This is a genomic window from Amycolatopsis sp. FU40 (assembly GCF_021903635.1).
Taxonomy (GTDB): Bacteria; Actinomycetota; Actinomycetes; order Mycobacteriales; family Pseudonocardiaceae; genus Amycolatopsis; species Amycolatopsis dendrobii.
The window spans coordinates 8,243,280-8,266,654 of record NZ_CP091381.1 but is presented as its reverse complement, the minus strand read 5'-3'; the positions used below and the strand labels follow the sequence as shown (position 1 = coordinate 8,266,654).

The 23,375-nt window shown below is 68.2% G+C and carries 19 protein-coding genes; 6 read left to right on the top strand and 13 right to left on the bottom strand.

Annotated elements, in window-relative coordinates:
• Nucleotide 1 precedes the first annotated feature (1 nt).
• The 7 genes from L3Q65_RS39160 to L3Q65_RS39130 form a co-directional block, all read right to left on the bottom strand.
• The gene (locus L3Q65_RS39160) at nucleotides 2–1,603 is read right to left on the bottom strand and encodes a Wzz/FepE/Etk N-terminal domain-containing protein (protein ID WP_182890347.1); all 1,602 of its coding nucleotides are present in this window, start codon (nucleotides 1,601–1,603) and stop codon (nucleotides 2–4) included.
• A complete protein-coding gene (locus tag L3Q65_RS39155; protein WP_182890348.1) occupies nucleotides 1,600–2,901 on the bottom strand; it encodes an exopolysaccharide biosynthesis protein in 1,302 nt (433 codons plus the stop codon). The genes L3Q65_RS39160 and L3Q65_RS39155 overlap by 4 nt, the downstream gene beginning before the upstream one ends.
• 149 nt (nucleotides 2,902–3,050) lie before the next feature.
• Nucleotides 3,051–4,124 (bottom strand): glycosyltransferase family 4 protein, encoded by a 1,074-nt coding sequence (locus tag L3Q65_RS39150; RefSeq protein WP_370648236.1) that lies wholly within the window; start codon nucleotides 4,122–4,124, stop codon nucleotides 3,051–3,053.
• Between the two features lie 130 nt (nucleotides 4,125–4,254).
• The gene (locus L3Q65_RS39145) at nucleotides 4,255–5,589 is read right to left on the bottom strand and encodes a nucleotide sugar dehydrogenase (RefSeq protein WP_182890349.1); all 1,335 of its coding nucleotides are present in this window, start codon (nucleotides 5,587–5,589) and stop codon (nucleotides 4,255–4,257) included.
• A 220-nt stretch (nucleotides 5,590–5,809) separates the two neighbouring features.
• Complete coding sequence (locus L3Q65_RS39140) at nucleotides 5,810–6,496, bottom strand: glycoside hydrolase family 75 protein (protein WP_237597921.1); 687 nt, start codon at nucleotides 6,494–6,496, stop codon at nucleotides 5,810–5,812.
• 205 nt (nucleotides 6,497–6,701) lie between these two features.
• The gene (locus L3Q65_RS39135) at nucleotides 6,702–7,334 is read right to left on the bottom strand and encodes a polysaccharide deacetylase family protein (RefSeq protein WP_182890351.1); all 633 of its coding nucleotides are present in this window, start codon (nucleotides 7,332–7,334) and stop codon (nucleotides 6,702–6,704) included.
• A 177-nt stretch (nucleotides 7,335–7,511) separates the two neighbouring features.
• Complete coding sequence (locus tag L3Q65_RS39130) at nucleotides 7,512–7,973, bottom strand: CGNR zinc finger domain-containing protein (protein ID WP_182890352.1); 462 nt, start codon at nucleotides 7,971–7,973, stop codon at nucleotides 7,512–7,514.
• 97 nt (nucleotides 7,974–8,070) lie between these two features.
• Between L3Q65_RS39130 and L3Q65_RS39125 the strand changes: the two genes are divergently transcribed.
• The gene (locus L3Q65_RS39125) at nucleotides 8,071–8,931 is read left to right on the top strand and encodes an alpha/beta fold hydrolase (protein WP_182890353.1); all 861 of its coding nucleotides are present in this window, start codon (nucleotides 8,071–8,073) and stop codon (nucleotides 8,929–8,931) included.
• 29 nt (nucleotides 8,932–8,960) lie between these two features.
• Here L3Q65_RS39125 and ddaH read toward each other — a convergent pair whose 3' ends face one another.
• The gene (ddaH, locus tag L3Q65_RS39120) at nucleotides 8,961–9,755 is read right to left on the bottom strand and encodes a dimethylargininase (protein ID WP_370648235.1); all 795 of its coding nucleotides are present in this window, start codon (nucleotides 9,753–9,755) and stop codon (nucleotides 8,961–8,963) included.
• A gap of 125 nt (nucleotides 9,756–9,880) precedes the next feature.
• On the opposite strand from ddaH, the gene L3Q65_RS39115 reads away from it, so the two are divergent.
• From L3Q65_RS39115 to L3Q65_RS39100, 4 genes are all read left to right on the top strand, one after another.
• Entirely contained in the window at nucleotides 9,881–10,324 is a 444-nt protein-coding gene (locus L3Q65_RS39115; protein WP_037712217.1) for an Lrp/AsnC family transcriptional regulator, read from the top strand.
• 251 nt (nucleotides 10,325–10,575) lie between these two features.
• Nucleotides 10,576–11,337 (top strand): enoyl-CoA hydratase, encoded by a 762-nt coding sequence (locus tag L3Q65_RS39110; RefSeq protein ID WP_182890354.1) that lies wholly within the window; start codon nucleotides 10,576–10,578, stop codon nucleotides 11,335–11,337.
• Nucleotides 11,338–11,623: 286 nt separating this feature from the next.
• Nucleotides 11,624–13,552 carry a 2-oxoacid:acceptor oxidoreductase subunit alpha gene (locus L3Q65_RS39105; RefSeq protein ID WP_237597919.1) on the top strand — a complete coding sequence of 643 codons (1,929 nt, stop codon included), beginning with the start codon at nucleotides 11,624–11,626 and terminating at the stop codon, nucleotides 13,550–13,552.
• A complete protein-coding gene (locus L3Q65_RS39100) occupies nucleotides 13,549–14,613 on the top strand; it encodes a 2-oxoacid:ferredoxin oxidoreductase subunit beta (RefSeq protein WP_237597918.1) in 1,065 nt (354 codons plus the stop codon). Before L3Q65_RS39105 ends, L3Q65_RS39100 begins: the two co-directional genes overlap by 4 nt.
• Before the next feature lie 72 nt (nucleotides 14,614–14,685).
• Here L3Q65_RS39100 and L3Q65_RS39095 read toward each other — a convergent pair whose 3' ends face one another.
• Both L3Q65_RS39095 and L3Q65_RS39090 read right to left on the bottom strand, forming a co-directional pair.
• Nucleotides 14,686–16,119 carry a hypothetical protein gene (locus L3Q65_RS39095; RefSeq protein WP_237597917.1) on the bottom strand — a complete coding sequence of 478 codons (1,434 nt, stop codon included), beginning with the start codon at nucleotides 16,117–16,119 and terminating at the stop codon, nucleotides 14,686–14,688.
• A gap of 12 nt (nucleotides 16,120–16,131) precedes the next feature.
• The gene (locus tag L3Q65_RS39090) at nucleotides 16,132–17,169 is read right to left on the bottom strand and encodes a polyprenyl synthetase family protein (protein WP_037816359.1); all 1,038 of its coding nucleotides are present in this window, start codon (nucleotides 17,167–17,169) and stop codon (nucleotides 16,132–16,134) included.
• A gap of 249 nt (nucleotides 17,170–17,418) precedes the next feature.
• Between L3Q65_RS39090 and L3Q65_RS39085 the strand changes: the two genes are divergently transcribed.
• Nucleotides 17,419–18,069 carry a hypothetical protein gene (locus L3Q65_RS39085; protein WP_182890358.1) on the top strand — a complete coding sequence of 217 codons (651 nt, stop codon included), beginning with the start codon at nucleotides 17,419–17,421 and terminating at the stop codon, nucleotides 18,067–18,069.
• Nucleotides 18,070–18,326: 257 nt separating this feature from the next.
• Here the strand turns inward: L3Q65_RS39085 and nuoN are convergent, their stop codons facing one another.
• From nuoN to nuoL, 3 genes are read right to left on the bottom strand one after another with little or no spacing between them, the layout of a single operon-like run.
• On the bottom strand, nucleotides 18,327–19,892 hold the full coding sequence (nuoN, locus tag L3Q65_RS39080) for an NADH-quinone oxidoreductase subunit NuoN (protein WP_220507000.1): 1,566 nt from the start codon (nucleotides 19,890–19,892) through the stop codon (nucleotides 18,327–18,329).
• A 12-nt stretch (nucleotides 19,893–19,904) separates the two neighbouring features.
• Nucleotides 19,905–21,455 (bottom strand): NADH-quinone oxidoreductase subunit M, encoded by a 1,551-nt coding sequence (locus tag L3Q65_RS39075; RefSeq protein WP_182890360.1) that lies wholly within the window; start codon nucleotides 21,453–21,455, stop codon nucleotides 19,905–19,907.
• Nucleotide 21,456: 1 nt separating this feature from the next.
• The gene (gene nuoL, locus L3Q65_RS39070) at nucleotides 21,457–23,364 is read right to left on the bottom strand and encodes an NADH-quinone oxidoreductase subunit L (protein ID WP_237597916.1); all 1,908 of its coding nucleotides are present in this window, start codon (nucleotides 23,362–23,364) and stop codon (nucleotides 21,457–21,459) included.
• Between the last annotated feature and the right edge of the window lie 11 nt (nucleotides 23,365–23,375).

The window sequence follows — 23,375 nt, the reverse complement described above, 5'->3', positions numbered from 1 at the left end:
CCTAGCTTTCCTGGACGGGTTTGAGCCGTCTCGTCGGCGCGTCCGGATCCACGTCCATCCGCTCGTGCGGCGACGGCGGACGGGTCCGGTCGAGCGGACGGCGCCTGCGCTCGGTGTCGCGCTTGCCCGGCCACTCGATGGGTTTGGCTTCCTCGCGCAGTTCCAGCTCGGCCGACTGCTTTTTCGCGACTACCGCCGCCCGCCCTCGCAACGCCGTGTGCAGCCCGTCCCAGAGGGTGCCGTCGGTGTGGTCCTTCGGATCCGGATCGACCAGCACCACCCCGAGGATCGGCACCCCGCAGTCGGCGAGTTGCCGCGCGACGGTGTGCAGCCACTGCGTGTTCGCGAACCCGGCGCGCACCACCAGCACGGCCTCCGCGCCGAGTGCCGACAGGTCGGTCCACGCCGTGCCCGGAGCGGCCGTGCCGACCCCGACCCGGCGCACCGCCCGCGCCACCGCGGGGTCACCTGCCTCGACCACCTGGACGTTCCCCTCCACCGGCAGCTTCGACACTTCCTTGCCCGGCAGGTCGTCCACGAGCACCACCGGCCCGTCCTCGGCCAGCGACCGGCCGAGTTCCACGGCCAGCTCCGCCGCGGTCGAGGCCGCGCCGATCTCCAGCAGCGACAACGACGCCCGGTCCTCCCGCGCCGCCCGCGCGAGCGTGAGCGCGACCCGGCTGGACTCGGTCACCGCCTTCGACCGCCGCCACAGCTTCGCCGGGCCGATCGGCTTCACGCCGACCTGCGCGATCACCGAAGCCCCGAGGTGCTCCGAAATTTCGCGGCGCAAGACCGGCCGGTCCCGGACCAACGCGGTCACCGCGGCGAACGCGAGCCCGAGCGCGAGGCCAAGGGCCAGCCCGACGCCGCCGTCCGTCCCATAGGTCTTCAGCTTCGACACCGGCTGGATCGCCGGCGCGTCCACGATCTGCGTCCCGGCGATGACCTCCGGCGACCCGATCCCGGCCTGCTGCGCCTGGTTCTGCAAATCGGCGATCTTCGACACCAGGTTCGCGCGCTGGGTGTACAGCTGCTCCAGCGCACCGGCGTTGGAGTTACGGCCCTTGCCGACCTCAGCCGCCGCCTGGTTGTCGATGTCCGCCAGCTGCGCCTGTGCCTGATCCCGCTGCTGCAGCAACGCCTTCGAACGGCCGGTCGCGGCTGCCTGCGTGCGCTGTGCGTGATCAGCGATGAACGCTTCGGCGAGCGCCTTGGCCTTCGCGACCGCTTCGTCCTTCGACTTCGCCTTGACCGTCACCTGCATGACGTTGTTGGTGAGGCCGAGTCCGGCGTAGTCCTTGAGGAAATCGGACGGCGATTCGGGGTTGTTGATCCGTTTCAGCGCGGCCGCCGCCATGTTCGCCGTCGAAAGCACGGCGACGTCGGTGCGCATCAGCGTGCCGCTGTCGGTCGGCGAATCGTCCGGGTGGATCACCATGATCTTCGTGACCGCGGTGGGCGGCGCGGGCAGGAAGATCGCCACCGCACAGCCGAGGATCAGCCCGGCCAGCGCCGTCGTCAGCCAGAACCGCCGTTTACGGCGCAGCGCGACCACCAGCCGCTGAAGATCGACCAGCGGCTGGGCCTGTCCCGCGCTCATCGCGCACCCGCCAGCTCGTCAGTGCGCTGCTTCGCGACCGGCTTCTGCTTCGGCCCGCCGGCCAAGTGGACTTCGCGGGCCAGCACAGTGCCGAGAATTTCGTGCCCGGCGTCCGAGCAAGCCTCCGAAATCGCGACCAATTCCCACGCGTTGCGCGAGCCGAGCGACACCACCACGAGCACCCCTGCCGTTCCGTCCGGCACGATCGGCTGCGCCCCGGGTACCACCTCGATCTCGGTCACCGTCGCCTCGACCCGGATCCGGTCGCCGCGCGCGGTGTCCGCGAACTGCTCCGCGACCTGCCGCGCCGAGGCGTCCCCGCGCGGAACGAGGATCAGCAGCCGCAGCACTCCGTCGCGATCCGCGCCCAGCCGCGCGAGCACACGGCGGTACCGCACCTCGCGCGCCGCGTCGTCCGCCGACGCCGGCACTTCGGGCAGATTCCACGGCCGGTCGTTCCCGACCGCTTTCCGCCACCACTTCGCCGGTGCGTCCGAGGCCGCCGGGATGTCAATGCTCGCCAGCACCGGAGCACCCAGCGCGGCACCGATTTCGCCTTCGCTGCGCGGCCTCCGGTCGGTCCTCGCGCCGAACAGGTAGCCCAGGATCCCGAGTACGAAGAACAAGACCGCGCCGCCGACCGTCAGCTGAAGGAACGTCGGCGCGGACGGCGAAGACGGCCGTTCGGACGGGCCGAGCACGACCATGTTGCCCGCGCCGGTCGCCGCGTCCGCCGCGTTGAGGTTGTTGACCGCCTGCTCCAGCGCGGTCCGCAGCCCCTGCAACGTCGTGCGGGCCTGCACGCCCTCGACGCTGTCGCCGTTCGCCACGGCCTTCGACAGATCGAGGATCCGCTGGTTGGTCTGCGTGATCTGCTGCCGCAGCGCTTCCTTCTGCTGTTGCGCCAGTTGCGCGGCCTGATCCGCGGAATTTCCGAGCAATTGCGTCGAATACTTCACGAACTCGCCCGCGACCTGGTCGGCCAGCTGCTGCGAGCGCTCCGGGCTGGAGCCTTTCGCGGCAATCGTCACGACATTGCCCTGCGCGACCGACGCGGCGACCGATTTCTGCAGATCCGTCCCGCGGATTCCGAGGCCCAGCGCGGCGGACGCCCGGTCGAGCACGACCGAACTCGTCGCCACCTGCGCCTCGGTCAGCAGTTCGTCCGGCTGCCGCGGTCCCTGCAGCAACACGCTGGCCTGCGCCTCGTATCCCGGCGAAAGCACAGTGGAAGCCCCGGCCCCGGCACCCGCGCCGACCACCGCGAGCAGCAGCAACGCTCGCCATCGTCGTCGCACGACCTTCCCCACGACGGAGAGGCGTATTGTTTCGTCACTCAAAACCAGGTCTCCCCTCACGGGCCGACGCACGGGTCATTGACCCCGTCGCGGCACCGCACCGGTTGGTTACACCAACCGGCCGAACCTTGTTCGAACTGCGACCCGGTTCAAGCCAGCGCACGCTCGTACGCCTTGATCAACGCCGCCTGGGAATTGCCCCAGGCGAGCGGTCCGCGCACGCGTTCCCTGCCGAGCTTGCCCATGCGTTCCCGCTGCTCCGGGTCGTCAAGGAGCACGGCGACGAGCTTCGCGAACTCCGCGACGTCGTTGGCCGGGGCGTACAGCGCGGCCTCGCCCGCCGACACCCGCGCCTCGCGCAATTCGAACGACACCATCGGTTTGCCCATGGCCATGTACTCCATGACCTTGTTCATCGTCGACACGTCGTTGAGCGGGTTGAGCGGATCCGGCGAAAGGCACACGTCGGCCGCGGACAAATACCGCAGCAGATCCTCGTCCGACACCCGGCCGGTGAATTCCACCTGCCCGGACAATCCGAGCTGATGCGACAACGCGACCATCTCGTCGAACGTGTCGCCCGCGCCGACGAACACCGCGTGCCAGTCGTCGCGGCCCACCTCGTCGCGCAGGGAAGCGAGCGCGCGCAGGGCGTAGTCCACACCGTCCTGCGGACCCATCACGCCGAGGTAGCACAGCAGATTCGGCTTGCCGCGCTTGAGTTCCGGCTCCGCCGGCACCTCGTGGAACCGCTCCACGACCGGAGCGCTGCGGACCACGAACACGTCTTCGGGCCGCTTGCCGCCGCGGATCCGCGCGACCTGGCGGTAGCTCTCGTTGGTGGAGAGCACGACGTCCGCGGCGCGATAGGTGGAGCGTTCCAACGCACAAACGCCGCGGTAAAGGAAATCCTGCCCGCGGTCGAACCGCGACAAATACAGTTCCGGCACCAGGTCGTGCTGATCGAAAATGAACTTCGCACCACGTCTTCGCAACATGCGGGCGACGAGGAACAGCAGATCCGGCGGGTTGCAGGCGTGCACGACGTCGACCCGGCCGATCTTGCGCGCGAGCCGGAACGTGTGCCACAGCGCGGATCCGTACTCGCGCGCGTATCCCGCGGGCCCGCCGGTCGCCGCCTGCAGCGGATACCGGTGGATGTGCACGCCGTCGAGCACGACCTCGGCTTCGGTGTCCCGTTTCGTGCCCTGCGGGCAAATCACGTGCACCGTCATGCCGGCGTCGCGCAGCGTCTGGCATTCCTGCCACACGCGCCGATCGAACGGCACCGACAGATTCTCCACGAGAATCAGCGCGATCCGGTTCCGCAGGATTTCGTTTTCGGAAAAGCCTTCACCAGGCAAGGCCGACGTACCCCTCTTCCGCCCGGCGCACAGCGGCGTCCGGGACGCGAACCAGATCGACCAGCACCGGCCCGCTGCCGTGCGGCAGTGCGGCCAGCACCTCCGGATCCGAGGTGCCGATCAAGCACACCTCGGCGTGGTCGAGCACCTCCTGCACCGACCCGGCGAGCAGTTGCCCGAGGTGCGGCAGGCGGCTTTCGATGTACTCGCGGTTGGCCCCCATCAGCCGCGACAGGCTGACGTTGGCGTCGTGGATCTTGAGGTCGTATCCCTTGCCGAGCAAGCGTTCCGCGAGTTCGACCAGCGGACTCTCGCGCAGGTCGTCAGTACCCGGTTTGAACGACAGCCCGAACAGCCCGACCTTGCGTTTCCCGGTCCGCGCGACCAATTCGAAGGCCCGGTGGAGATGTTCGGCATTCGACGGCAGCACGTGGGCGAGCAACGGCACCGAGACGTCCGCCTGCCGCGCGGCGTAGACCAGCCCGCGCAGGTCCTTCGGCAGGCAGGAGCCGCCGAACGCGAACCCTGGCCGCAGGTAGGCCGGGCTGATGTTGAGCTTGCGGTCGGCCAGGAACACGTCCATCACCTGATGCGAATCAAGTCCGAGTGCCCGGCAGATCGCGCCGAGTTCGTTCGCGAACCCGATCTTCACGCCGTGGAAAGCGTTGTCCGCGTACTTGGTCATCTCCGCGACCGGGATCGGCACGCGGAACACGTCGCCGGGCAGCCCCTCGTACAGCTTCGCCACGACGTCGCCGCTGCCCGGATCGAACTCGCCGATCACCGTTTTCGGCGGCTGGAAGAAGTCGCGGACGCTGGTGCCCTCGCGGAGGAATTCCGGGTTCACCGCGACGCCGAAGTCGACCCCCGCGGTGCCGCCGCTGTGCTTTTCCAAGATCGGCACGAGCAGCCCGAGACAGGTGCCCGGCAGCATCGTGCTCCGGAACACCACCGTGTGCCGATTTTCGTTGCTGCCCAAAGCTTTTCGTTCTTTCAACGCGTCACCGATCTCCTCGGCGACGCGCTGCAGATACTCGGTGGAAAGACTCCCGTTGGGCGCGGACGGCGTACCGACGCACACCAGGGAAACGTCCGTCTCGAGGATCGCTTCGGCCACCTCGGTCGTCGCCCGCAACGCACCGGACCCGACCACCTCCGCGGTCAATTCCCCGATCCGTTCCTCGACCACCGGCGCCTTGCCGGCCTTCACGAGATCCACCTTCGCCGGATTGACGTCTACTCCGACGACCTCGTGTCCTTCTCCCGCCAGGCAAGCCGCGGACACGCACCCGACGTACCCCAGCCCGAAGACGCTGATCTTCACAACGAAACCTCCGCCCGACCGCTCGCTGCTCATTGGTCGGAGCACGGACGGGCTTCGTTACCGGTTCCGCATAACAAGGCGGGAACCCGTGTCACCGCACGGATTCCCGCCTTGCGCCGCCCACCGGACCGGCGGTTACCCCATCCGGCCCTACCGGCAGGGGAATTTGCCCACGGTTGTCCGGAAAGGGCAGTGAATGCCTTCCGAAGCTTCGAAAAATTCAGTTTCCGCCGACGAACTCGGAAGCCAGCTTTTCACCCGTGCTCGTGGCCGCGGAGTGGTCCTCGATCGGGTTCACCGTCGAGTTCTTGAAGCACACGTAGGTGACCCCGGAGTCGACTCCGCCGTTCTTCGGGTCCGGGTTGATGCCGAGATCCTTGGCCGTCGCGTAGGACGCCTCGCCGATGATCTTGTTCGGCCCGGTGTCCCCGATGACCGCGTACTCGACCTTGCCGTTGTAGATCACCGCACAGGAGCCGCCGCCGCTGAGCCCGGAGTTCTCGTAGTTCCAGATGCTGCTCGAACTGGGGACGACGATGTACGGCAGTTTGGCGGCGTTGAGCGGTTTCCCGTCGGATTGCGGGAAGGCGGTGTCCGGGAGGAAGCAGCAGTCGGTGTTCTCGTTGCACTCGGTGGTGCGCTGGCCGTCGCAGTCGATGTCCATGTCGGCTTTCCAGAAGACCGCCTTGCCCGCGTCGCAGACCGGGACGGTCGCACTGCCGGAGTCTTCGTCGGTTTTGTATTTGCCGTTGGAGATCTGCTTGCAGGACGCCACCTTGGCAAGAATCTGGTCCGCGGTGGGGCCCGCCTGAACCGCTTCCGGAACGGTGGTCGCCGCGGCGGCGAGCGCGGTCGGCAGGACGGCGGCGGCTATCGCCAGAATCGCGAGCAGGACGAGTTTCCGCATCGACGCTCCCTGTTTATTAGGAAACTTTCCTTACGGCGGCGCGCGCTCAGGATGCCGCCGAACGGATGCGGTCACAACCCGCCAAAAGAGGGTGTTTTTTCCCGCCGAACCGATCAGTCCGTGAAGGTGCCCCCAAGAATCCCGGTCCGTGAAGGACCCCTTGAGGGCATCTGAGTACGTGAAGGAGCCCTTCACGGCCCGCGGGTTACCGCCCGGGCCGCGATGCCCACCGCGCCGGGAATCGACGCGGCCGGCGGCTCACTGCCTCGGCCCACCGAGGGCTCAGGTCCGACCGGATTTCCGTCCGCGACCGCACCAGCGCCGCCCCGCGCACCCCGCCGACGTTCGCGTACACCCGCGTCGCGCCGGCCTCGCGCAAATGCGTCAGCACCCGCCGGTCGAACCGGCCCTCCGGCAGCGAAAACCGCCGCACCGGCGTCCCGCTCAGCTGCTCCAGCAACCGCGGCGCCTCGTCCAGCTCGCGGCGCACCGCGAAAGAACCGTCGAACCGCCGCCAGTCCAGCCGGTCCCAGCCGTGCGATCCGACGTGCATCCCCGCGTCCACCAGCTGCCGCAGCCCGTCGCGGTCGACGTACCCGCGCTCGCCGACCCGGCCCGCCAACGGGAAGAACTCGGCGTACAGCCCGCGCTGGACCAGCCGCGGCAGCGCGATCTCGACATCGGAGGAGTTCCCGTCGTCGAAGGTGAGCTGCGCACCCGTTCCCGAGACGACGTCCAGCAGCGCGTCGAACTGCTCCACGGTGATCCACCGCTCGTCCTCGCCAGGATCGAGCGCCCGCTGGGGCTTGCCAATGCCGTGCACCGCAAAGGTGATCATCGCGCCTCCCGTCCGTCGTACCGTACCCGATTAATCGGATTCGCAAACGGAGTAGTTACCGACGCCGATCCCATGGTCAACACTGCATTTCCGGCTCAGGCTAAACACTCCCGCAGGAAAATCGGAATACGTCCACACTTGTAGACAGCTGGCAGCTTCACACGTTTGGGTGAAGGTTCAATGATTGCGCTGATAGTGCCGCCGCGCCTTCTCCCGGTTGCCGCAAGCCGCCATCGAACACCAGCGCGCGCGATTGGCCCGGCTGCGGTCGAGCAGGAACAGCTGGCACTCGTCATTCGCGCAGGCCCGCAACCGTCCAGGAAGATCCTTTTCCAGCGCCGCCCAATCCAGAACCGCTTCGGCGGCCAGCCGAGCATGCGACGGCGTCTCCACTGACCAATGCAGCCCGCCCGCGGAAACCTCCGGAACCTGGCGCACCCCATCGAGGAGCGGACGCAACACGACCGGCGAACTGTCCCCGCGCACGACGTCGCGCAGGAGATCTCGCGCCTGACGCAGCAATTCCAGCTCCGCGGCGCTCCCGTCACCGCCCCGCTCACGCGCCCACCGCTGGTCCAGCGCGTCCTGTTCCTCACCATTGATCAGCGGCCTGCTGTTGAGCAGGTCGAGAACGTCCATCGAAGCTCCCTAACCAGATCGAATCCTTTGACAGGTTAGCTCCGCCATGCTTCCATGGCGAACACCTAACCAGATTAAAACTACAAAGGGGTTAGACATGATCCAGCACCGGACGACGACCGTCGACGGCCACGAGCTCTTCTACCGCGAGGCCGGTCCCGCCGACGCCCCCGCGATCGTCCTGCTGCACGGGTATCCGACCAGCTCGTTCATGTTCCGGCACCTCATCCCGCTGCTGGCGGGCCGCTACCGCGTGCTCGCGCCGGACCACCTCGGCTTCGGCTACTCCGCCGCGCCCTCAGCCGACGAGTTCGACTACACCTTCGACGCACTCGCCGACCTCACGTCCGGCCTGCTCGACCAGCTCGGCCTCGACCGCTACGCGGTTTACGTCCAGGACTACGGGGCCCCGATCGCCTGGCGGCTCGCGCTCAAGCACCCCGGCCGGATCTCCGCGATCGTCACGCAGAACGGCAACGGATACGAGGAAGGCTTCGTCGACTCGTTCTGGACCGGCCTCTGGGCCTACGGCGCGAACCCCGGCCCGGACACCGAACCGGCTGTCCGCGCCGCGCTGAGCTACGACGCCATCCGCTGGCAGTACCTGCACGGCGTCCCCGACCCGAGCCTGGTCAGCCCCGACACCTGGGAACACGACCACGCCCGGGTCTCCCGCCCTGGCAACGACGAAATCCAGCTCGCGCTGTTCCGCGACTACCAGCACAACCGCCCGCTTTACCCGCGGCTGCACGAATTCCTGCGCACCCACGACGTCCCGGTCCTCGCCGTGTGGGGCCGCAACGACGAGATCTTCGGCCCGGCCGGCGCGGAGGCCTTCGCCCGCGACGCTCGCGACACCGAAGTCCACCTCATCGACGGCGGCCACTTCCTGCTGGAAAGCCATCTCGACGTCGTCGCGGGCTACCTGCACGGCTTCCTTGGCCGCGTACTGAAGTAGCCAGGCTCGCCCCGCCTGCCCGAACTGACTTACTTCCGGATCTCCAGCGTGCAGCACTTCGGCCCGCCGCCGGCCTTCCGCAGCTCCGAAATGTCCACGTACACCGGCTCGTAACCCCGAGCAGCGAGCCGCGCGCCGAGGCCGGTCGCCTCGACCGGCAGCACCACATTGCGGCCGTCGGACACCCCGTTCAGCCCGAAGCACTCGGCGGCGGCCGCGGTGGCGAGGACGGCGTCCGGGAACATCCGGCGCAGCACGCGCTGCGAGCCCGGCGAGAACGCGTCCGGGTAGTAGACGACCTGCGCCGTCGTCGTGTCGGTCGCTTCGGCCAGCACGAACAGCGCGGTGTCGAGGTGGTAGTAGCGCGGGTCCACCAGCTGCAGCGACACGACCGGGACGCCGAGCGCCTCCTGCGCCTCGGCGTGCGCGGCCGGGTCGGTGCGGAAACCGGTGCCGGCCAGCAGCACCCGGCCGGTCCAGGCGAAATCGCCCTCGGCCTCGTTGATCTTCTCCGGCATGGTCAGGTCGCGGTAGCCGTGTTCGAGGAACCAGCGGCGGAAGTGCTCCGCCTCGGCGGCGCGCTGCGGGGCGCGGAACCGCGAGCCGAGCACGCGCCCGTCGACGACGGTGCCCGAGTTGGCCGCGAACACCATGTCCGGAAGGCCGGGCTGCGGGTCGATTTCCTCGACGGTGTGGCCGAGGCGGCGATAGGTGTCGCGCAGCTCGGTCCATTGCGCGACGGCGACGTCCGCGCTGACCGGCTTCGAGGGGTCCATCCAGGGGTTGATCGCGTAGTCGACGGCGAAATAACGCGGCGGGCACATCAGGTAACGGCGGGGTGTGGGCACCCGCGGCGGCACAACCTCTCCCTGCATGCAACAAGGCTAAGGTCGACCTAATCTCGCAATCAATCGCTGTTCACTGCGCACCTGCGTGCTAAACATTGCGTGTGAACACCATCGACCAGCGAATCGTTTCCTGCCTGGTGGCCAACGCCCGCTCCAGCTACGCGGAGATCGGCAAGGTGGTCGGGCTGTCCGCCCCGGCGGTGAAACGACGCGTGGACCGGCTGCTGGAAACGGGCGTGCTGCGCGGCTTCACCGCGGTCGTCGACCCGGAGGCGCTCGGCTGGGGCACCGAGGCGTTCGTCGAGGTCCACTGCCAGGGCAACGTCACGCCCGGCCGCATCCGCGCCCGGCTGGAACCGCTGACCGAGGTCGTCGCCGCGTACACGGTGTCCGGCGCGGCAGACGCGATCGTCCACCTGCGCGCCGCCGACATCCACCACCTCGAGACCGCCTTGGAACGACTCCGCGGACTCGAAATCATCGACCGCACTGTGTCCACGGTGGTGCTGTCCCGGCTGCTGGAGAGACCGCCGACTCCGTCGTGAGTGCCTACTGTCGTGCGTGGCGATCACGGTTCTAACCGTGATCGCCACTCACGAGCCCCGCACCCGCCCCCAGCTGGCTCGCCCGCCTGGCCCGCCTCGCCCGCCTGCCCCCGCCTCGCCTGGCCCGCCTCGCCCGCCTCGCCCGCCTCGCCCGCCTGCCCCGCGCGAGTGTGCGTTGCCGTCGGGTGTCGTGAGTGGCGATCACGGTTCTAACCGTGATCGCCACTCACGACGATGCGATGCTGACCCCTATGACCGACCGCATTCACAGCGAGCACGACCAGGGCGTCGCACTGCTCACCGTCGACGCTCCGAAAAGCCGCAACGCACTCACCCTCGACCTCTCCGCCGAGCTGGCCGCCGCGGTCGCGCGCGCCGAGGCCGACGAGAGCGTGCACGCCGTGATCGTTACTGGCGCCCCGCCAGCGTTCTGCGCGGGTGCGGACCTCACCGCGCTCGGCAAGGCCGACGCCGAAGGGCTGCGCTCGGTGTACGCCGGGTTCCTCGCTGTCGCCGGATGCAGCCTGCCGACGATCGCCGCGGTCGGCGGGGCCGCGGTCGGCGCTGGTCTGAACCTCGCGCTGGCCGCCGACGTCCGGCTCGTCGGACCGCACGCCAAATTCATCCCTCGGTTCCTCGAACTCGGCTTGCATCCCGGCGGCGGCATGACCTGGATGTCGCAACGAATCCTCGGTCCGCAGCAGGCGTCCGCGATGGCGTTGTTCGGCGAAACCCTTACCGCGGAATCCGCGGTAAGGGTGGGGTTCGCACTGCGCTTTGTGGACGGCGATCACGACGCATTGGTCCAGGCCGCCCGCGACCTCGCCGCCCCGACGGTCGCCGCTCCGCGCGAGGTAGTGCTGTCCACCAAGCGGACTATGCGGCAGACGAGCGGCCTCACCGAGCACGCCGCCGCGGTCGACGCCGAACTCGCTCCGCAGCTGGAATCGCTGGCCGCACCGGCATTCGCCGAGCGATTGGCGGCGATGAAGGCACGCATCAGCGGCCGCTGAGCGCCGTCGCGCACAAATTCCCACATTCCGGGAACCCTCAACCTGGAGCAAACTGCTGGTCAGTGCCGCACGGGCGGTGAGAGACGCGCGTCACTCCGGACGCGGGCCCGATTCGCCCTACGATCGAGGACACCCCGGTGGGCACTCGGCCTGGACACCCCACACTTGACCGCACTCCGACCGCCGCCTGAGGTGTGGCGAGTAACCTCGGAAGCAGGCCTCGGCGGGCTCCCCGGGGAGCCGACCCTGGCCCGCAGCACGCCGGGAGAGAGGGATTCCCTGACCCATGAGCACCAGTGCGAACGGCAGCGCGGCCGGGAACGGGCAAGGCGCGCTGACCGCGTCCCGCTCCACCGAGGTGAACAAGCTGGACCGGGTGGTCATCCGGTTTGCCGGCGACTCGGGCGACGGGATGCAGCTGACCGGCGACCGGTTCACCTCGGAGGCGGCGGCCTTCGGGAACGACCTGTCGACCATGCCCAACTTCCCGGCCGAGATCCGGGCGCCGCAGGGCACCATCCCCGGCGTCTCGTCCTTCCAGGTGCACTTCGCCGACTACGACATCCTCACCCCGGGCGACCGGCCGGACGTGCTCGTCGCGATGAACCCCGCCGCGCTCAAGGCGAACGTCCGCGACGTCCCCCGCGGCGGGACGATCATCCTCAACACCGACGAGTTCTCCAAGCGGAACCTGGTCAAGGTCGGCTACGACACCGACCCGCTCGAGGACGACTCGCTCGCGCCGTTCCAGGTCCACCGGGTCGCCATGTCGAGCCTGACCCAGGGCGCGCTCGCCGACACCGGCCTCGGCAAGAAAGACGCTGAACGCTGCAAGAACATGTTCGCGCTCGGCCTGCTGTCCTGGATGTACCACCGGCCCACCGAGGGCACCGAACGCTTCCTGCGCGAGAAGTTCGCGAAGAAACCGGACATCGCCGAGGCCAACATCCTCGCCTTCCGGGCAGGCTGGAACTACGGCGAGACCACCGAATCGTTCGCGACCACCTTCGAGGTCGCGCCCGCGAAGCTGGACAAGGGCACCTACCGGCAGATCACCGGCAACACCGCGCTCGCCTACGGGATCGTCGCCGCCGGACAGCAGTCCGGGCTGCAGATCCTGCTCGGCACCTACCCGATCACCCCGGCGTCGGACGTGCTGCACGAACTGTCCAAGCACAAGAACTACGGCATCATCACCTTCCAGGCCGAAGACGAGATCGCCGGCATCGGCGCCGCCCTCGGCGCCTCCTACGGCGGCGCGCTGGGCATCACCTCCACCTCCGGCCCCGGCGTCGCGCTGAAATCGGAGACCATCGGCCTCGGCGTGATGACCGAACTGCCGCTGGTGATCATCGACGTGCAGCGCGGCGGCCCGTCCACCGGCCTGCCGACCAAAACCGAACAGGCCGACCTGCTGCAGGCCATGTTCGGCCGCAACGGCGAATCCCCGGTCCCGATCATCGCGCCGCTCTCGCCCGCCGACTGCTTCGACGCCGCGATCGAGGCCACCCGGATCGCGCTGCGCTACCGCACCCCGGTGCTGCTGCTGTCCGACGGCGCGATCGCCAACGGCTCCGAACCCTGGCTGGTCCCGAACGTCGAGGACCTGCCCGACCTGCGCGTGGAATTCGCCTCCGAACCCAACTCCGACAACGGATCCGGCGAGTTCTGGCCCTACGTGCGCGACCCCGAGACGCTCGCCCGGGCATGGGCCATCCCGGGCACTCCCGGCCTGCAGCACCGCATCGGCGGACTGGAGAAAGCCGACGGCACCGGCCACATCTCCTACGACCCGGACAACCACGACACGATGGTCCGGCTGCGCCAGGCGAAGATCGACGGCATCGACGTCCCGGACCTGCAGGTCGACGACCCGTCCGGCGAAGCCCGCGTGCTCGCTTTGGGCTGGGGCTCGTCCTACGGCCCGATCGGCGCGGCCTGCCGCCGCGTGCGCAAGCTCGGCATGCCGATCGCGCAAGCGCACCTGCGCCACCTCAACCCGTTCCCGCACAACCTCGGCGAGGTCCTCGCCCGCTACGACCGGGTCGTCGTGCCGGAGATGAACCTCGGCCAGCTCGCGCTGCTGCTGCGGGCGAAATACCTGACCGACGTGCACTCCTACACGAAGGTCGCCGGCCTGCCGTTCAAGGCCGAGGAACTGCAGAACGTGTTCTCCGACATCATCGCCAACCTCGTTCCGGAGGGCGTCAAGTGACCGCCATCGATCTCGGGCTGCCGCAACTGGGCGGCATCGACCTGGTGCCGACCACCGACGAACCGCAGAAGGCCAAGGACTACAAGTCCGACCAGGAAGTCCGCTGGTGCCCCGGCTGCGGCGACTACGTCGTGCTCAACGCCGTGCAGTCGTTCCTGCCCACCCTCGGGCTCAAACGCGAGAACATCGTCTTCATCTCCGGCATCGGCTGCTCCTCGCGGTTCCCGTACTACCTCAACACCTACGGCATGCACTCGATCCACGGCCGCGCGCCGTCGATCGCGACCGGGCTCGCCACCACCCGCCCCGACCTGTCGGTCTGGGTCGTCACCGGCGACGGCGACGCGCTCTCCATCGGCGGCAACCACCTGATCCACGCGCTGCGGCGCAACGTGAACATCAAGATCCTGCTGTTCAACAACCGGATCTACGGACTCACCAAGGGCCAGTACTCGCCCACCTCCGGCCAGGGCATGGTCACCAAATCCACCCCGATGGGCTCGCTCGACACGCCGTTCAACCCGCTGTCGCTCGCGATCGGCGCGGAAGCGTCGTTCGTGGGCCGCGCGATGGACTCCGACCGCAAGGGCCTCACCGAAGTCCTCGAAGCGGCGGCGAAACACCGCGGCTCGGCACTGGTGGAGATCTACCAGAACTGCCCCATCTTCAACGACGGCGCGTTCGACGTCCTGAAAGACAAAGACGAAGCCGCGTCCCGGCTCATCCCGCTCCGCGCGGGCGAACCGATCCGCTTCGGCCCCGAAGGCGAATACGGCGTCCGCCGCGGCGACTGGGGCGGCCTGGACGTCGGCAAGGTCGCCGAAATCGGCGAAGACAACCTCGTGGTGCACGACCCCTCCATCGCCGACACCTCCTACGCCTTCGCCCTCACCCGCCTCGGCGACCAAAACCTCAACCACGTCCCCACCGGCATCCTGCGCCAAGTCGAACGCCCCACCTACGACGACGCCGCACGGGCCCAAGTCGAACAAGCCCGCGAGGCCAAGAGGCCGGACCTGCAAGGACTGCTGCGCGGCAAGGACACCTGGACCGTCGCGTAAGTTCTCAGTCCACTCACGACAGAGGCCGCCACTCCCGACTTTCGGGGAGGGCGGCCTCTGTCTTATGTGGACTCAGTGCAGGGGACGGAACCCCACCCGCTCGGCATCGGCGGCGCTGCGGAACCACACCTCAGCCACCATCTTCGGGAACTGCGGCGAATCCTCCCCGCAATACCGCAACGCCGTCACGCTCGCCTTCACCGTGAAACCCTCCGCCGGACGACCGCCGCCCGGACGCGGCATCGCCGAACCCGGACCGAACGGTCCCGGCGGCACCGCGTCGTCCGCGCTCTGCCGGGCAGGCGGCGGCTCGGGAGCGGCCATCGCGGCCTGGTTCGGCTGCACGGACGGCTCGAACAGCGAACCGCTGTGCCCGCCCGCGAGATCCGGTTCGCGGCGTTCCACCGGGCGCATCGACGGCTGGATCGGCCGCGGCGGGTCGAAACCGCCGCGCGGGGATTCGCGGCGCTGGCGCTTCGGCAAGCCCTGGCCGCCTTCCGCGGTGTCCTCTGTGGACTCGGCGGCGGCGAGCTCGGCGCGCGGGATCAGGTGATCGGTCGACGAATCCTCTTCGAGGTGGCCGACGGCTGACTCGACCGGTTCCGCGGGTTCCTCGAACGGCGACCGCTGCACCGCGTCCGGCTGGTTGAACCAGTCTGGTTCCGGTTCGGTCGCGCGGCCAGGGCCCGGGCGGAACAGCGAGACCGGCTCCGGCTCCGAAGCGGTGCTGTCCAACGGAGTCGGGTCGAGCCGTCGCTCCAAAGAGGACAGACCGTCGGCGGGCTCGGCCAGGTGATGACTCGGCTCTTCCTCGGCTGTGGGGCTCTCCGGCTCGGCGTGGTCCGCCGCGGGGACGTCGGCTGGTTCCGGAATCCGGTGGTAGCCGCTGTCGTGCTCGTCCGCCGGTTCCGGAATCCGGTGGTAACCGCTGTCGTGCTCGTCCGCAGGCTCCGCGACGCGGTGGTAGCCGCTGTCGTGGTCCTCGGCCGGTTCCGCGATGCGGTGCGAACCGGTGTCGGCCGGCTGCAGGTACTCGGTGGCCGCGGCGCGGTAGGCCGAACCGGAGTCCTCCGGAGCGCTCTCGGCAGGCGCACTCTCGAAAAGACCGTTCGCCGCTTGGTGTTCGCGGGCCTCCGCCTGAGCGAATGCCTCGTCGACGTCGTCCTCCGGAGAGTCCGCAGTGTCCACAGAGGCCGCCGGTTCCGGAGCCGTGCGGTATTCCGCGTCGTACTCTGCTTCCGGCTCGAAAGCGCTCGTCGCCTGGATGACTTCCGTCGGAGCGTGCTCGCGGCGGTCTCTGGTCCAGTCCTCCGCGGGCGGCAGCACCGCGGTGCGCGCGGGCGTGCTGGCCGCGGCGCGGGCCGTGTCAGCGTGCGCGCTCGCCAGTTCCGTTTCCAGTTCGCGTACCCGCTTGCGCGCCGGCCGCGCCAGCACCAGCCAAGCGATGAGCGCGCCGACAACGAAGGCCAGCAGGCTCCAGAGCCACACCTGCCCGAAAATGGACATCTTCCGCCCCTTTTAGAACGTTCGCGCGACCAGGTAGTCGGCGACCGACTCGCAAGCGTCGCGCGCAGGGGAAGCGGGCAGCGAGGCGAGCTCGGCACGTGCTCGGGAAGCGTAGTCGGAAAGAGTTTCGCGCGCGCGTTCGAGGCCGCTGGAACGGCGCAGCAGCTCGAGCGCCTCGGCGACCAGATCGTCGTCGGTGATCGGGCCGGCGAGCAGCTCGACGAGCCGCGGGTCGGTGCCCGGATCGGCCAGCGCGTACAGCATCGGCAGCGTGCGCACGCCTTCCCGCAGGTCAGTGCCCTGCGCCTTGCCCAGCTCGACCGAGGGCGACGCGATGTCGATGACGTCGTCGGAGATCTGGAAGGCCGCGCCGATGATGTCGCCGAAGCGGCGCAGCGCCTGGATGTGCTCCTCGGCCGCGCCGGACATCATGCCGCCGAAGCGTCCGGACGTCGCGATCAGCGAACCGGTCTTCTGCGCGATCACGGTGAGGTAGTGCTCGACCGGATCGTCGCCGGGCCCAGGCCCGACGGTCTCCCGCATCTGCCCGCTGACCAGCTCGCCGAACGTCTCGGCGATGATCCGCGCGGCGTCCGTGCCGAGGTCGGCGACGAGCCGGGAGGCGTGCGCGAAGAGGTAGTCGCCGGTGAGGATCGCGACGGTGTTGTCCCAGCGCGAGTTGACGCTCTCCGCGCCGCGCCGCATGGTCGCCTCGTCCATGACGTCGTCGTGGTACAGCGTCGCCAAGTGCACCAGCTCGACCGCGGCGGCCGCGATCAGCACCTGCTCGCCCTGCTTCGGCCCGAACTGCGCGGACAGCAGCGTGAACAGCGGACGAAAACGTTTGCCACCCGCCTCGACCAGGTGCAACGCCGCGTCGTGCACAGCGGGCACGTCGCTCTTCACGACGTCCCGCAGCATCGTCTCGACGTCCGCCAGCCCGCCCGCGATGGCGCGCAGCAAGGGCTCGTCCTGGATCTGCAGCCCGACGGTCGCGCGCAGGTCCTCGACAGCGCCATCCCGGGCCGCCCCCGGAGGTGGTGAAGACACAGACACGTCGGCTCCGCTCTCTCGTGGCGCTCTTCGCCAGTCGGTTACCCCCTTCAGGGTAGTGGTTGCCCCGCGGCCTGCCTTTACCCGCTGTCCTGCGGAAACGGTGACGAACGCGACACTGCCGCCCCGGTCCACGAACGGGTAGACCCGCGCTCCCGGACGGGTGATCGCCGCCCAAGGACGCAACGGGCGATTCGGACCTGCGGATAGTCCTGGGGAGGCAGCATCAGCAGCGAGGAGACGAACATGATCATCAAGCGCACCGCACTGGCCGGAGCGGCACTGGCCGCCGCCGGTTTGCTCGCCGCTGCCGGGACCGCCGCCGCGGACACCCCGGCCGGAGTCGCCGACATCGGTGCCGCGACTTTCTCGAAGGCCGGGACCGCCATCTCCATCCCGACGCAAGCCCCGTGCGCCGTAGAAGGCCCCACGAGCGCCTCCGCCGCGGCCGTGTCCCAACCAGGCATCCGCTTCGGCGGCGGCACGTCCTCCTGCACGACGGAGGTCACCGACCCAGCGAACGACGTCACCACCACGACGTCCACCGCCACCGGCAACAACTTCGAACTCTCGGCCCTGGTGAGCTCTGGCGGAAAACGCATCCGCATCTCGTCGTACACCGTGACCTGCAAGGCAACCCAGAGCGGCACGAACGCGAACTGGACCCTGAGCGGCCTCACCGGCATCAGCGGCCTGCCTTCACCGATCCCCGCGAACTACACCAAGCCACTGACGAAGTCGGACGGAACGCTGCTGGCGAACGCTGTCTTCAACATCCAAACGCTGCCCGGCGACGGAAGCATGACCCTGACCATGCTGCGCATCGACTTCGCCCCCGCCTCCGGCGCTTCCGGATCGGTCACCGTAGGCCACACCGCCTGCTCGCCTACTCCCTGAAGTCCGCGAAGGGCGGTAAGCCTTGCGGGTGCCTGGCGAGGCACGGGCGAAGCGCCCGCAGCCGATGCACCCAAAACGAGGCACCCACACCTCCCCCGCCCCCGATACGAGGCCAAAAACACGGCGCTGGGGTGCTTGTCAAGGCATCTTTCCCGCCTTGACAAGCACCCCAGCGCCGTAGTCACACTAAAAAATCGGGGTGCCCGCCTCACCACCGGGCGCAATGTCGCCGCCAGGCGACGAGCCGCCCACCCAGCTCAGGAAGCAAACCCTCCAGCCCCAGCCCAATCCAACGCAAAGGCAGGCAGAACCCCGAGCACCAACGTGACCACAACACCCAACGCAATAGCCGCAGTAGTAAACCCACCCGGCACAGTCACCGTAGGCCCGTCAGCAGCAGGCTCCGAGAAGTACATCAACACAATGACCCGCAGATAGAAGAACGCAGCCACCGCACTGAACACCAACGCGACAACCACCAACGGCGCCATCCCGTCCGACAACGCCGCCGAGAACACCACGAACTTCCCGACAAACCCGCTAGTCAACGGAATCCCCGCCAACGCCAGCAACAGGAACGTGAACACCCCGGCCAGCAACGGCGACCGCTTGGCCAGCCCAGCCCAAGCGGACAGATGCGTAGCCTCCCCGCTGGAATCCCGAACCAGGGAAACCACACCGAACGCGGCCAACGTAGTAAACCCATACGCCAGCAGATAGAACAGCGTGCTCGACAAGCCATCCTCAGTCATCGCAATAGCACCCACGAGCAAGAACCCAGCGTGCGCCACCGACGAGTAAGCGATCATCCGCTTAACATCCGTCTGCGTCAGACCCAAGATCGCCCCGAGCGCCATCGAAATGATGGCCACGGCCCACATAACCCCGCGCCATTCCCAGCTGGTCGAGGAAAACCCGACGCTGAGCACCCGGAGAATCGCCCCGAACGCGGCCACCTTCGTGCAGGCAGCCATAAACCCGGTAACCGGAGTAGGCGCACCCTGGTAGACGTCCGGCGTCCAGGTGTGGAACGGCCCCACCGACCCCTTGAACAGCAGGCCCACCACGAGAAGACCCAGACCAGCGAACAACAACGTGTCCGAGCGGTCCGACCCGGCAGCGGCGTGCGCGATGTCAGCCAGCTTCACCGAGTCCGCGTACCCGTACAGCAGCGCGAGCCCGTACAGGAAGAACGCCGACGAGAACGCACCCAGCAGGAAGTACTTGACCGCGGCTTCCTGCGAAATCAGCCGACGACGGCGAGCAAGACCGCACATCAGATACAACGGCAGCGAAAGCACTTCCAACGCGATGAACATCGTCAGCAGATCATTAGCCGCGCAGAACGTCATCATCCCGCCGAGCGCGAAGAGCGTCAGCGGGAAGACCTCAGTCTGCGAAGTAGTCGCAGACTGAGCGCGGTCCTGCACCGTGCCCGGCCGGATCGCCGCCTGGGCCACGAACGCGCCGCCCGCCTCGACCTTCCGGTCCGCGATCAGGAAGACCGCGCCAAGCCCGAGCAGCAGCAACGTGCCCCACAGGAACAGCGACGGCCGGTCCACCGAGATCGAGCCGGAGAACGTCGTCGTGCCGGCCTTCGACGAAGAAGAACCGGTCGCGTACAGGATCAGCGAAACCCCTGCGGCGATGATCGCGACGAGGGAGATCGTGACCTGGATCCCCCATCGCGTCGCCTTCGGCGCGAACGCTTCCACCAGCACGCCGATGCACGCGACGCCGAAGACGATCAGCATCGGCAGCACGGCCGCGTAATCGACCGAAGGCACTTCCAGCGGCGCTGCCGGCGCCTGCGCCAGGAACATGTCGAGCACGGTTTACTTGCCTCCCTGCACGGCAGACAGCGTCGCCTGCACCGACGGGGTGATCGTGTCGAGCATCGGCTTGGGATAGAAGCCCAGTCCGATGATCAGGATGACCATGGGCGCGAGGATCGCGATCTCGCGTCCGCCCAGGTCCTTGATGGCCTTGCGCGCGCCGAGCTCCGGCGCGATCGCGGTGCCCGGTCCCCCGCCGACGCCCACCAGGGCATCGCCGCGAACCGGGCCTTGCATGATCCGCTGGTACAGCCACAGCACGTAAGCCGCGGCGAGCACCATGCCGACGGTCGCGAGGATCGTGTACACCGGCTGGTCCACAAAGGACCCCAGCAGCACCAGGAACTCAGAGACGAACGAGTTGGTTCCCGGCAGCGACAGCGCGGAAAGCCCGGCCAGCAACAGCATTCCGCCGAGCAGCGGGGTCACCTTCGCCATGCCGCCGTAGTCCGAGATCTTGCTCGACCCGCCGCGCATCACGATCAGGCCGATCACCACGATCAGCATCCCGGTGGAGAGACTGTGGTTCAGCATGTACGACACCGAGCCGACCATCGCCTGCTCGTTGAAGGTGAAGATGCCCAGCGCGATGAACCCGAAGTGGGCGATCGACACGTAGGCGATGAACCGTTTCATGTCCCGCTGCCCGGCCGCGAGGATCGAGCCGTACAGCACGCCGATCACCGACAGGATCAGCACCAGCGGCGCGAGCGCCTTGCTGCCCTCCGGGAACATCGGCAAGCAGTACCGCAGGAACCCGAAGGTCCCGACCTTGTCGAGCACGCCGACCAGCAGCACCGCGACGCCGATCGGGGCCTGGCCGGCGGCGTCCGGCAGCCAGGTGTGGAACGGGACCAGCGGCGCCTTGATCGCGAACGCGAGGAAGAAGCCGAGGAACAGCCAGATCTGCGTGCCGGTCGGGGCGTCGCGCACCACCGTGACGAGAGTGGCCCAGTCGAACGTGCCCTTGCCGAGCTTGTCCGAGGCCAGCGAGTACGCCCCGATCGCCGAGGCCAGCATGATCAGGCCGCCGAGGAACGAGTACAGGAAGAACTTCACCGCCGCGTACTGCCGGTTCGCGCCGCCGTAACCGCCGATCAGGAAGTACATCGGGATCAGCATGATCTCGAACAGCACGTAGAAGAGGAACACGTCGGTCGCCGCGAAGACGCCGATCGTGATCGCTTCCTGCAGCAGGATCAGCGACAGGAACCCGCCCGCGCTGCGGCCAGCGGGCAGTTTGTCGGTGAGCCCGAGCGCGCCGACGACGATCGGCACCAGGAGCGCGATCACCGCGATCATGATGAGCGAGATGCCGTCGGTGCCGAACGAGATGTGGATGCCGAAGTTCGGGATCCAGTCCATCGTGGTCGCCTGCTGGATGCGCTCGCCCGAGGGCGAGTAGCTCGCCCAGAACGGGATGATCAGCAGGAACTCCACAATGGACACGGCGAGCGCCGTGGCGACCGCGGCCCGGTCGTTCCCCTTGAGGAACGCCAGCACCAGCGAGCCGGCCAGCGGCAGCAGGATGAGCGCCAGAAGCCAAGTCATGTCAGGAGAACCTCACCAGCAGAAGGGCCGCGAGAAGCAGGAACGTGCCGCCGAGCATGGACAGTGCGTACGACCGCACGAATCCGGTCTGCGTCCGGCGCAGCCGTCCGGACCCGCCGCCGAGTGCCGCGGCGAGGCCGTTCACCGCGCCGTCGACGCCGCGGTTGTCCACGTACACCAGCGCCCGCGCCAGCCAGGTGCCCGGACGGGCGACCAGGGTTTCGTTGAGCGCGTTGCCGTACAGGTCCTTGCGCGCCGCGCGGACCGGCCAAGACACCCGCTCGGGCTTCTCGATCGGGACGTCGCGCGAGGGACGGAACAGCCAGACCGCCAGCAGCACGCCAAGCGCGGCCAGCACCAGCGTCGCCGCCGGGACCGTCCACGAAGGAATCGGGGTGTGCTCGGCCTCCTCGAACTGGCCGACCACCGGGGCCAGCCAGTCGACGAACCGGTTGCCCAGCGCGAAGAACGCACCGGCACCGACCGAACCGACCGCCAGGATCGCCATCGGGACCCACATGATCGGCTTGGACTCGTGCGGGTGGAAGTCGCGCCCGTCGCTGCTCTTGATGTCCTTCCAGCGCTCCTTGCCGAAGAAGGTCATCATCATCAGCCGCGTCATGTAGAACGCGGTCAGCCCGGCTCCGATCACCGTCGCGAGCCCGAAAGCCCAGCCGCGCCAGCCTTCCTGGCCGAACGCCGCCTCGATGATCGCGTCCTTCGTGTAGTACCCGGTGAGGAACGGGAAGCCGATGATCGCCAGGTAGCCGAGGCCGAAGGTGACGAAGGTGATCGGCATCTTCTTGGCCAGCCCGCCGAACTTGCGCATGTCGACCTCGTCGTTCATGCCGTGCATGACCGAACCGGCCCCGAGGAACAGCCCGGCCTTGAAGAAGCCGTGCGCCACCAGGTGCATGATGCCGAGCGCGTAAATGCCCGGCCCGAGGCCGACCGCCAGCATCATGTAGCCGATCTGGCTGACCGTCGAGTACGCGAGCACCTTCTTGATGTCGTCGTAGGCACAGCCGACGACGCACCCGAGCAGCAGCGTGACCGCGCCGACCAGGGTGACCACCAGCCTGCCGTCCGGCGTCGCGGTGAAGATGACGTTGGAGCGGGCCACCAGGTACACGCCCGCGGTGACCATGGTTGCCGCGTGGATGAGCGCCGACACCGGGGTCGGGCCCTCCATCGCGTCCGGAAGCCAGGCCTGCAGCGGGAACTGGCCGGACTTACCGCAGGCGCCCAGCAGCAGCAGGATCGCGATGGCGGTGATCGCGCCCGGCGGGATCTTGCCCTGCGCGACGCCCTCGAAGACCTGCGCATAGCCGGTCGACCCGACGTACTTGAACATCAGGAAGATCGCCAGCGCGAGCCCGACGTCGCCGACGCGGTTCATCAGGAACGCCTTCTTCGCCGCGGTCGCCGCGGACGGGCGGTTCTGATACCAGCCGATCAGCAGGTACGAGGCGAGACCCACGCCCTCCCAGCCGAGGTACAGCGTCACGAAGCTGTTGCCCAGCACCAGGATCAGCATCGAGGCGACGAACAGGTTCAGGTACGCGAAGAACCGGTACCGGCCCTCGTCGTCGGCCATGTAGCCGATCGAATAGAAGTGGATCAGCATGCCGACGCCGGTGATCAGCAGCACGAACGTCAGCGACAGCGCGTCGATGCGCAGTCCGAAGTCCACTTGCAGCTGGGTCACCGGGATCCACGAGTAGACCTTGGTGTCGGTGACCGAGTGGCTGTCGGTGGAGAAGAACAGGATCACGGCGTACACGAAGGCGAGCGTGACGGTGGCACAGCCGAGCAGGTGCCCCCACGCCTTCGCGCGTTTCCCGGATAGCAGCAGGACGAGGGCGCCGAGGGCGGGAAGGGCCACCAGCAGCCACGATGATGCGGTCACTCGGTCGTCTC

Excerpts from the sequence above, each read along its gene's own strand:
- L3Q65_RS39160 (WP_182890347.1), bottom strand. The coding sequence starts at position 1,603 with ATGAGCGCGGGACAGGCCCAGCCGCTGGTCGATCTTCAGCGGCTGGTG.
- L3Q65_RS39140 (WP_237597921.1), bottom strand. The coding sequence starts at position 6,496 with ATGCGGAAACTCGTCCTGCTCGCGATTCTGGCGATAGCCGCCGCCGTC.
- L3Q65_RS39135 (WP_182890351.1), bottom strand. The coding sequence starts at position 7,334 with ATGATCACCTTTGCGGTGCACGGCATTGGCAAGCCCCAGCGGGCGCTC.
- L3Q65_RS39130 (WP_182890352.1), bottom strand. The coding sequence starts at position 7,973 with ATGGACGTTCTCGACCTGCTCAACAGCAGGCCGCTGATCAATGGTGAG.
- L3Q65_RS39125 (WP_182890353.1), top strand. The coding sequence starts at position 8,071 with ATGATCCAGCACCGGACGACGACCGTCGACGGCCACGAGCTCTTCTAC.
- ddaH (WP_370648235.1), bottom strand. The coding sequence starts at position 9,755 with ATGTGCCCGCCGCGTTATTTCGCCGTCGACTACGCGATCAACCCCTGG.
- L3Q65_RS39110 (WP_182890354.1), top strand. The coding sequence starts at position 10,576 with ATGACCGACCGCATTCACAGCGAGCACGACCAGGGCGTCGCACTGCTC.
- L3Q65_RS39105 (WP_237597919.1), top strand. The coding sequence starts at position 11,624 with ATGAGCACCAGTGCGAACGGCAGCGCGGCCGGGAACGGGCAAGGCGCG.
- L3Q65_RS39095 (WP_237597917.1), bottom strand. The coding sequence starts at position 16,119 with ATGTCCATTTTCGGGCAGGTGTGGCTCTGGAGCCTGCTGGCCTTCGTT.
- L3Q65_RS39085 (WP_182890358.1), top strand. The coding sequence starts at position 17,419 with ATGATCATCAAGCGCACCGCACTGGCCGGAGCGGCACTGGCCGCCGCC.
- nuoN (WP_220507000.1), bottom strand. The coding sequence starts at position 19,892 with ATGTTCCTGGCGCAGGCGCCGGCAGCGCCGCTGGAAGTGCCTTCGGTC.
- L3Q65_RS39075 (WP_182890360.1), bottom strand. The coding sequence starts at position 21,455 with ATGACTTGGCTTCTGGCGCTCATCCTGCTGCCGCTGGCCGGCTCGCTG.